At 64.7% G+C, this 8,139-nt stretch carries 7 protein-coding genes; 6 read left to right on the top strand and 1 reads right to left on the bottom strand.

Features of this window, described 5'->3' with window-relative positions; all coding sequences use genetic code 11:
- Positions 1-327, top strand: a 327-nt coding sequence (locus tag ACLML9_RS26395; protein ID WP_411948049.1) for a porin PorA family protein, incomplete at its 5' end; no start/stop codon positions are given.
- 89 nt (positions 328-416) lie between these two features.
- Here the strand turns inward: ACLML9_RS26395 and ACLML9_RS26390 are convergent.
- Complete coding sequence (locus ACLML9_RS26390) at positions 417-1,922, bottom strand: peptide deformylase (RefSeq protein WP_411948048.1); 1,506 nt, start codon at positions 1,920-1,922, stop codon at positions 417-419.
- Positions 1,923-2,150: 228 nt separating this feature from the next.
- Between ACLML9_RS26390 and ACLML9_RS26385 the strand changes: the two genes are divergently transcribed.
- From ACLML9_RS26385 to ACLML9_RS26365, 5 genes are all read left to right on the top strand, one after another.
- Positions 2,151-3,686, top strand: coding sequence for a pyridoxal phosphate-dependent decarboxylase family protein (locus ACLML9_RS26385; RefSeq protein WP_411948047.1), 1,536 nt, complete (start codon positions 2,151-2,153; stop codon positions 3,684-3,686).
- A complete protein-coding gene (locus ACLML9_RS26380) occupies positions 3,683-4,600 on the top strand; it encodes a methyltransferase (RefSeq protein WP_411948046.1) in 918 nt (305 codons plus the stop codon). The genes ACLML9_RS26385 and ACLML9_RS26380 overlap by 4 nt, the downstream gene beginning before the upstream one ends.
- Positions 4,600-5,337 carry a hypothetical protein gene (locus ACLML9_RS26375; protein WP_411948045.1) on the top strand — a complete coding sequence of 246 codons (738 nt, stop codon included), beginning with the start codon at positions 4,600-4,602 and terminating at the stop codon, positions 5,335-5,337. Before ACLML9_RS26380 ends, ACLML9_RS26375 begins: the two co-directional genes overlap by 1 nt.
- Positions 5,338-5,383: 46 nt before the next feature.
- The gene (gene argS, locus ACLML9_RS26370) at positions 5,384-7,153 is read left to right on the top strand and encodes an arginine--tRNA ligase (protein WP_411948044.1); all 1,770 of its coding nucleotides are present in this window, start codon (positions 5,384-5,386) and stop codon (positions 7,151-7,153) included.
- 661 nt (positions 7,154-7,814) lie between these two features.
- Positions 7,815-8,048: a hypothetical protein gene (locus ACLML9_RS26365; protein WP_411948043.1), complete on the top strand. Its 234-nt coding sequence runs from the start codon at positions 7,815-7,817 to the stop codon at positions 8,046-8,048.
- The last annotated feature ends 91 nt before the right edge of the window (positions 8,049-8,139 follow it).

Genomic DNA, 8,139 nt, shown 5'->3' with positions numbered 1-8,139 from the left:
GCGCTCAAGGCCACCATGGTCTTCGATACCGACACCGTGGAATCCCAGCTCGCGGTGGCCAAGGACAATATCGACAAGCTGTCGCTGTTCGGCCGTGTCCTGCCGATCGTCTTCGGCATCCTCGGCGTACTCGCGCTGATCGCCGGAATCGCGCTCGGCCTGACCGGCGGCCGCGGCGGTCAGCCGGCCCGCCCCACCGGCCCGGCCCGGCGCCCCACCGGTGGCACCTCGACCGCCGCATCGGCCGACGCCCCGACCACCACGCTCCCCCGCACGGGTAACGCGGACGCTCCGACGGAGACCATCAAACTCCCGAAGAACCTCTGAGCGTACGAGCACAGCTGAGGCGCCCTGGACCGAAAGGTCCGGGGCGCCTTTGTTTCTATCCGACCGCAGCGTGGTGGTCGACTACTTGATCAGTAGGTCCAGTTCTTTCCGGTAGCTCGGTATTGTTCGACGGGGATGGGTTCTACGCCGGGGCGCATGTGATCGAGGTAGAGCTGCCCGTAGAGGTGGTCTATTTCGTGGGCGACCAGGCGGGCGACTCCGCGTTCGAACACGGTGATTCGGGTGTTGCCGTCGATATCGGTGTGTTCGACATGGATCGCCAGGGCGCGTGGTACCTGTCCTCTGAGGTCGAAGAAGCTCAGGCAGCCCTCGTACTGATCATCTTCGCCGCCGCCGGTTTCGACGATGCGCGGGTTGAACAGAGTGATGGTGTCGCCGTCGGGGGTGTGCACGATCGCGGCGGCTCTGCCGATACCGATTTGAGGTGCCGCGATGCCCATACCCTTACCGAATACGTGGGCCTGTGCGACGCGCTGGGCGGCCGAGTTGAGTTCGGCGACCACGCGACGGGCGTCTTCGGCTTCGGCGGGGAGTTCAAACGGACGTGCGATTCGGCGCAGAATCTCATCTCCCTCCTGCGCGATGCCCAGGCCTGCCATGACTCTGCTGGGTGGAGTCCGCTCGTCGTCGTTGCGGCCACGGAAGTCCCATTCGAGGCGGTAGCGCGCATGCAGGGGCGGGTGGTCGGTAGACCAGGAGTACCGGCACCGTCCCTCATCTACTCGGCAGGAGATGGGTGTGCGGAACGGCTGTCCTTCTGCGGTCATAGAGGTTTGTAGCCCCCATACCGAGGGTTCGAGTGCAGCCGGGAAGTCCAGTCGGACCGAGAGCCGGTTGGTGGGCAGGCGGACGGCGCGCTGGAACCAGTTGCCCCAGTGGATCTCCGACACGGTGTATTCGTATTCGATCCAGCAGGCCTGGCCGGGATAGAGCGGGAAGCGGCGCCCACCGACTGGTTCGCCGAACAACAGCCAGACTTCTTTGAAGGCGTCGCGATCGTGGTGGGCGGTCCAAGCCATCGGTTCGACCCGGTGGTCGCCGTGCCAGGCGTGCAGGTCGATCTCTTCCCAGGTCAGCGGATTCTCCTGGTAGAGCTGGTTGGATCGTTCGGGGTCGCCGGGGTAGCGATCCACGGAGATTCTGATGAGGTAGCGGGTAATCGGGTCGGGGCCGTCGTTGATCAGCCGCCGTCGCTGGCGCAGCCGATAGACACGTCCGTCGAACGACAGGCTCGCATCGTCGTGGTCGACCAACAAAGACCCGGTTGTGTTGGTTGTTTGGACGGTGGCCGGCGTGCGAGAGACGGTTGACCGCTTGGCTGTGAACTCGGCGAATGCTGTCCTCAAGGCGCCTCCGGCTTGAAGCGCCGATTCGGCGCATGCTGCGAACTCGCGGGAAGGGTTCTCCGTCCCGGACTCGATCTTGGATACGTAAGGACGGCTGTAGCCGAGTTTGGCTGCCAATGCGCTCCGAGACAGACCGCGGACGTCGCGCCAGCGCCGCAACTCGAGTGCGAAGACGTTGACCTGTGGTTCTGCGGGCTCATTGCCGGGCGGAGTCTTGGCCGTGGTCACTGTCCGCGCTCCTGTCCGCGTGGGTGTGCGTGTGCGTAAGTACACCGTGAGTATGCGCCCACTCTGCCGAAACACCGCGGGGCAGTGAGGAAATGGGGCATCGAAATCGCAATCCAGCGAAGTCGGTACGAGTAAGGCCTGCTGAGCCGGGCCGGGTGAGGCGCCTACCACGGCTGCCGACCGGAACGCGCTTGCCGCAGGCCAGGGCGCCTAGAGGAGGTACGTCCGGTGAAGCAACCCCACTCCACATTTCATACCTCGCCGTATCCATACCGCCCGGCCGCGCATCGGGCCGCGCTCCTGCATCGAGCTCTAGACATAGGGCTACGGTTCAAGGCCCAGCCCGACATCTACGGGCGCAGAATGGCTGCCACTGCGATTCGGGATCGGCTGCTGACCGATCTTCCGGATGCACCGATGAGCCCGGAAGCAGTTCTGGCGGAGTTCGAGTCGACGCTGCTACCGCTGTGTAAGAACGAGGCCAGTCCGCGGTTCATGGGATTCGGTGACACCGGCGATGACCAGTGTGCGTTGATGGGCACGCTGTTGGCGGATCTGACGCAACAGAACATGATCAACCAGTCCTTCGACAGCCCATCGGCCACGTTCGTCGAGATCGCCACCGTGCGGTGGTTGCGTGAACTGCTCGGCTACGACAACCCGGCAGTCGAGCAGGTGCGTTCGGTATGGGACGTGGGCGGTTTCATCACCCCGGGCGGCACCACGAGCAATAGTGTGGCGATGATGCTCGCCCGTGAAAATGCGACGCCGGGCACTATGCGCACTGGCGTGCACGACCCTTTGCGGTGCGCGGTCGTTGTGCCGGCAGCCATCGGCCACTACAGCGTCAAGGCGGCATTGACCTGGATCGGGTGCGGTGCGAACCTGATCGAGGTTGCCACCGACGGATTTCGCTATGACCTGGCCGCGCTCACCGAAGCCCTTCGTGAGCACAAGGGTTCGGTCATGGCGGTGGTCGCCTACGCCGGAGACAGCCGCACTCAGACCGTCGAGAATCTCAGGGCGGTCGCAGACTCGGTGCGGGATTTCGATCCAGGGATCTGGTTGCACGCCGATGCTTGCTGGGGTCTGCTGGCCACATTCAGCCCGCAGCTGTCGGGGCTGGTCGACGGCATCGCCGAATTCGACAGCGTCACTGTCGACCCGCACAAGATCATGGCGATTCCGTATGGGTTGTCCGCGCTTTTGGTGCGTGACCCGTCCGTATTGCGTCTTGTGTCGACGTACTCGGATTTGATCATGCAGGAGGATTTCGCGTTCGGCCAGGTCACTCCATTCATCGGTACCAAGGGGTGGCTGAGCCTGAAGCTGTGGATGATGATGCTCGGTCAGGGCCGCGCCGGGCTGGCTGCCCTCGCCGAGCGCCGGGTCGCCGCTGCCGCGCGGTTCGCGGGCCTGGTAGACGCCCATCCGAGGTTGGTCAGGATCAACGACCCGGATCTGGCCGCGGTGGCGTTCGCGTATCTGCCTGTCGGTATCACCGCAGACGGCGTCGCCGACGACCCGGCGATCGCGCGGGTCAATGCGCTCAATGTCGCGATTCACGACCGGATCATCGACCAAGGGCAGTGGCATCTTCATCAATTCACGGTCCCCGACGACCTGGGCCGACTGCGGCGCGGCGCGATACTGCAACCGCTGCGGTTCATGGCCAACAATCCGAAGGTCACCGAGAACCATATGCGTGCTGTGCTCGTATATCTCGATGACCTCGCCGCCGAGGTGGAAGGTATCCAGCAATGAACTCGACTCCGGCATTCCGCGACGTGTACGAGGCCGACGGGGTCTACGACCAGTTGCTGCTGCGGCACTACTTCGGCGGCGCCACCGATCCAGAGCTGGTAACAGATTGGATGACCCGTCATTACGGACAGCCGCCTTCGGCTCTCCGGATTGCCGAATTCGGATGCGGTACGGGCCGGATTACCGATGTCCTGGCCGACTATGCCAGTGAGTTGGTACTGGCCGACTACAGCGCGGCCATGGTTGCCGTGGCCGCGCGCCGATTCCCCGACGCACGCACGTTCCAAGCTGATACACGCGACGCGGTCACTACTCTGATCGGCGAAAACCGGGCGGGAAGCTTCGATCTGGTCGCGTCGTTCTGGTCACTGAGCTATCCGATCGGCGAGTTCTTCGAAACGATGTCGCCTGCTGGGATCGTCGCGCATATGGATCCGGCTCGGGCCCGGGAGTCGGCGGCCGAATTCGTGCGCCGTCTGGTCGAACTGCTGGCGCCGGGCGGGCATCTACTGGTGTGGCTGTTCGACTCCGACAGCCCTGAACAACGTCTGGTAACCCAGGCATGGGAGCAGGTCGCGTCGTTCCCGGCCGGTGGTCGCGCTTACACGCGGTGGCAGCTGCTGGACGCGCTCCACGACGCAGAACGGGACGGGCTCGGCACTCTTACCCACACCCGACTCGGAGGTGTCGCGTATGCGCCGGACCGGGCAGCAGGGCGGGAATGGTTCTTCGGCGAGCACTTCAAGCACCACCCGCAGCTGATGACCGATACCGCGTTGCACGCAGCCGTGGACGCTTTCCTGGATCGCTACCAGTTACCCGACGGCGGGTCCGCGATACCGAGCGGAGTGCACATCATCGACTTCCACGCCGGCCGCCACCCCTTCACCGCGTTACCTCGGGACAGATCATGATGAGCACAACACCCGACTTGCTCGCCGCTGCCGCCCGGTTGTGCTGTGCACTCACCAAGACTCGCAGCACATACGCGCTGGCCTACGGCTCCCATGCCGCGGGACGCGCGGGCCCGAACTCGGATCTCGATCTGGTCCTGGTCACCGACGCCCGGCCCGGTTTCCAGAAGATGCAGGCGCTCGTGAGAGCGGTGGACAACCTGCACCGCGAACACAGACTCACCGTCGACACCGAGGTTGACTACGAAGCCAAGCTCGTCGCCGACCGCGCCGATGTCGAGGCCGCGGTGGGCCTGGACTGCTTCGAACGCTCCGGACCGGCCATCATTCCCGAACCAGTGCGGTTGGACCCTGCCTGGCTCAATTCCCGCCATTTCGCCCGACGCCTGCTGCTCAACGCACTGACCACCGAACATGTATTTCTGGGCGGGAACGCCGCACGCTACCAGCGCGATTGCCGCCGCGCCGCCGCAGCAGTCGCACGGCTTGTTCTTGCAATCCGCGCACCGGCCTCAGAGACAACGCTCGCCGCCGCGGTCGACACGCTCGTGCGGGCCCCGGACGGCTCGGCCGGCAAGGATTGGCTCGGGTACCAGGCGACATCCCACCTGTGTTCGACCGTGCAGTACGGCATGACCACCCTCGCAACCTGCGGAACGGTCCGCGTGATCGACGGACACAGATATCGCTTGTCTCCACACCGATCGGCGCGCTCGGAACTCGCTGGTGGTACCTGAGATACTTGACCATCCGTTTCGATCCCCACTGATGAAGGGAACCCCGGTGAGTTCTGTCGGTGTCGCACCGCTGCTCGCAACTGTCGCTGCCGCCGTGTCGGAGGCGATCGAGCGAGTCCGCCCCGAACTGGCGGGAGCCGACCCGGTGGTGCGCCGATCGGATCGGGCCGACTTCCAATCCAACGCCGCACTGCCGCTGGCAAAGAAGTACGGCCTCAAACCTGGTGACCTGGCCGGCGAACTCGCCGAACAGCTGACCGCCGACGGCTCCACCGCGCCGGTAGCCGCGGCAGTGCCATCCGGGCCAGGGTTCCTGAACATCACCCTCACCGACTCCGTGGTGTGGTCCCGAATCGCCGATCGGCTCGCGGACCCGCGCTTGGGTATAGCCGAGGCCGCTGCCGGGCAACGGATCGTGATCGACTATTCCGCGCCCAATGTCGCCAAAGAAATGCACGTCGGACACTTGCGGACCACGATCATCGGTGACAGCCTCGCCCGCGTCCTCGGTTTTCTCGGCGCCGACATCGTGCGCGCCAACCACCTCGGCGACTGGGGCACGCAGTTCGGGATGCTCATCCAATACATCGACGAACACCCCGACCAGCCCTGGCGGACCGATGACCTCGCCGATGGATCCTCGGTGTCCGCGCTGGACAGCCTCTACAAAGCCGCCCATGCCGCCTTCGACGCCGACCCCGCCTTCGCCGACCGCTCTCGCGCCCGCGTCGTTGCCCTCCAGAACGGCGACGAACCGACCGTCGCCAGCTGGAACGAGATCGTCGCCGAATCGGAGAAGGCGTTCGGCGCGATCTACGACCGGCTCGGTGTGCTGCTGACCCCCGAGGACTACACCGGCGAATCGTTCTACAACCCGCTGCTCGCCGATACCGTCACAGAACTGCTGGACAAAGGTGTCGCCATCCACAGCGACGGTGCAGTCGTCATCGCCTCCGACACCGTAACCGGCCCCGACGGCGACCCGGCCGTGCTAATGGCCCGGAAAAGCGATGGCGGCTACGGCTACGACAGCACCGACCTGGCCACCATCCGCTACCGGATCACCGAACTGAGCGCCGACCGGCTGCTGTACGTCACCGACTCGCGCCAAGCGCTGCACTTCCAGCTCGTCTTCGAAGCCGCCCGCCGCGCAGGCTGGCTCACCGACACCGTCACGGTCGACCACGTCGCCTACGGCACGATCCTCGGCCCCGACGGCAAACCATTCAAAACCCGAGCCGGCGGCACCGTGCGGCTGATGGACCTGCTCGACGACGCCGTCGCTGCCGCTCGCGCAGTAGTGGCAGACAAGAACCCCGACCTGCCCGCCGACCAACTCGACGCTATTGCCGAACAAGCCGGGATCGGCGCGGTGAAGTACGCGGATCTGTCTACATCCCGGGTCAAGGACTACACCTTCGACACGCAGCGGATGACCGCGTTCGGCGGCAACACCGGCGTCTACCTCCAATATGCGCACGCCAGGATGTGCTCGATCCTGCGCAGGGCAGGGGAACCACTACCGGTCACGGTCGATACCACAGCCACGATCGAACCCGCCGAGCGTGCACTCGCGCTGACCCTCGACGATTACGGCACGGTCGTCACCGACGTCGCCACCACCCTGGAACCGCACCGGCTTGCCGGTTATCTCTACGAGCTGGCCCGCGCGTTCACCACGTTTTACGACACCTGCCCGGTGATCGGCGCCCCCGAACCGACCCGAAGCAACCGACTCGCGGTATGCCAACTCGCGGCCCGCACACTGGCCCACGGGCTCGGCCTGCTCGGCATCGCCGCACCAACCCGTCTATGATCGGAAGCGTCGCGGTCGGCAACCTGAAGCCGAACAGGGGTCGTACCGAAGCCCAGTTGCTTTCAGTTCGATCTCCTGCCAAGAGCGATTGCGTCCGGGCGATCCGACCAGCGGTCCGGTGTGTCAAGCATCAGTTGAACCACGACAACCACGTTCCGCGAGTGGTTGCCGAATTTCGCCATATAGGTTCAAGAGCGGCGGCGCTTGCGCGCCGCCGCTCCGCAACCCGGCGTGGCCTGGCTGCGCTGGCGGCCCCACCGGGCGCATCGGCGGCACGCGTGCGCCACCCGCTTCTGATCCGAGATGGTTGATTTTCGATCACCGAGAAGTGTGGGCGCGACGAGAGCCGTACCCGACTTACCTCCCGCAGCCGCCCACGAATCGGCCGGCACTTTGCCCGGTCAACCGGCTGTGGTCACGTCCGAGGACTTTTTGAGCACCCGAACCTGGCCAACCGCACAGTTTGGCGGCGGCCTGGTTCGCCTCTGACTCGATTCGTAGACCCAGCCGTATAAGAAGCGAGTGCCGACGAACGTGCAATGCGCCAATCAATGGCGTTTTGGCTGTAACAGGCCATGTCGCCTGCACGGTTATCTGTCGAACGGTTTGACACGAAATCGCATCGCCCAGTGGGCGACTGCATCGGCGAGGAGGCATTGCGATGAGTGATGAGAGCGAATTGTGGCTGCACAACCTCAGGCAGCTCAAGTTCTTCGTGGAGGTTGCGCGGGACAATGTCGAAGCCGCGCCCCCCTCCGCAGGGGTCGCTGAGAGGTCGACCAAAGAGAGCTTGCGGGAGGGAGTCTTCCACCACCTGCTGGAAGAGCACCAGCGGAAGGCCATCTACAGTCCCCAGCTGCGCGACATCGTCAAACCTGTGCTGGAAGCCGTCTGAGGTTCACCCCGAATAGTGGACAGGGGATCAAGCAGCTGTAGCTGCCGCGGAGAGTGAATGTTCGTAAGCGATCGGGCTGATCATCCCGATC

This window comes from Nocardia sp. NPDC002869 (assembly GCF_046764065.1).
Classification (GTDB): domain Bacteria; phylum Actinomycetota; class Actinomycetes; order Mycobacteriales; family Mycobacteriaceae; genus Nocardia; species Nocardia rhamnosiphila.
Note: the sequence above shows the minus strand (reverse complement) of the source record. Positions and strands in the feature narration are given on the sequence as shown.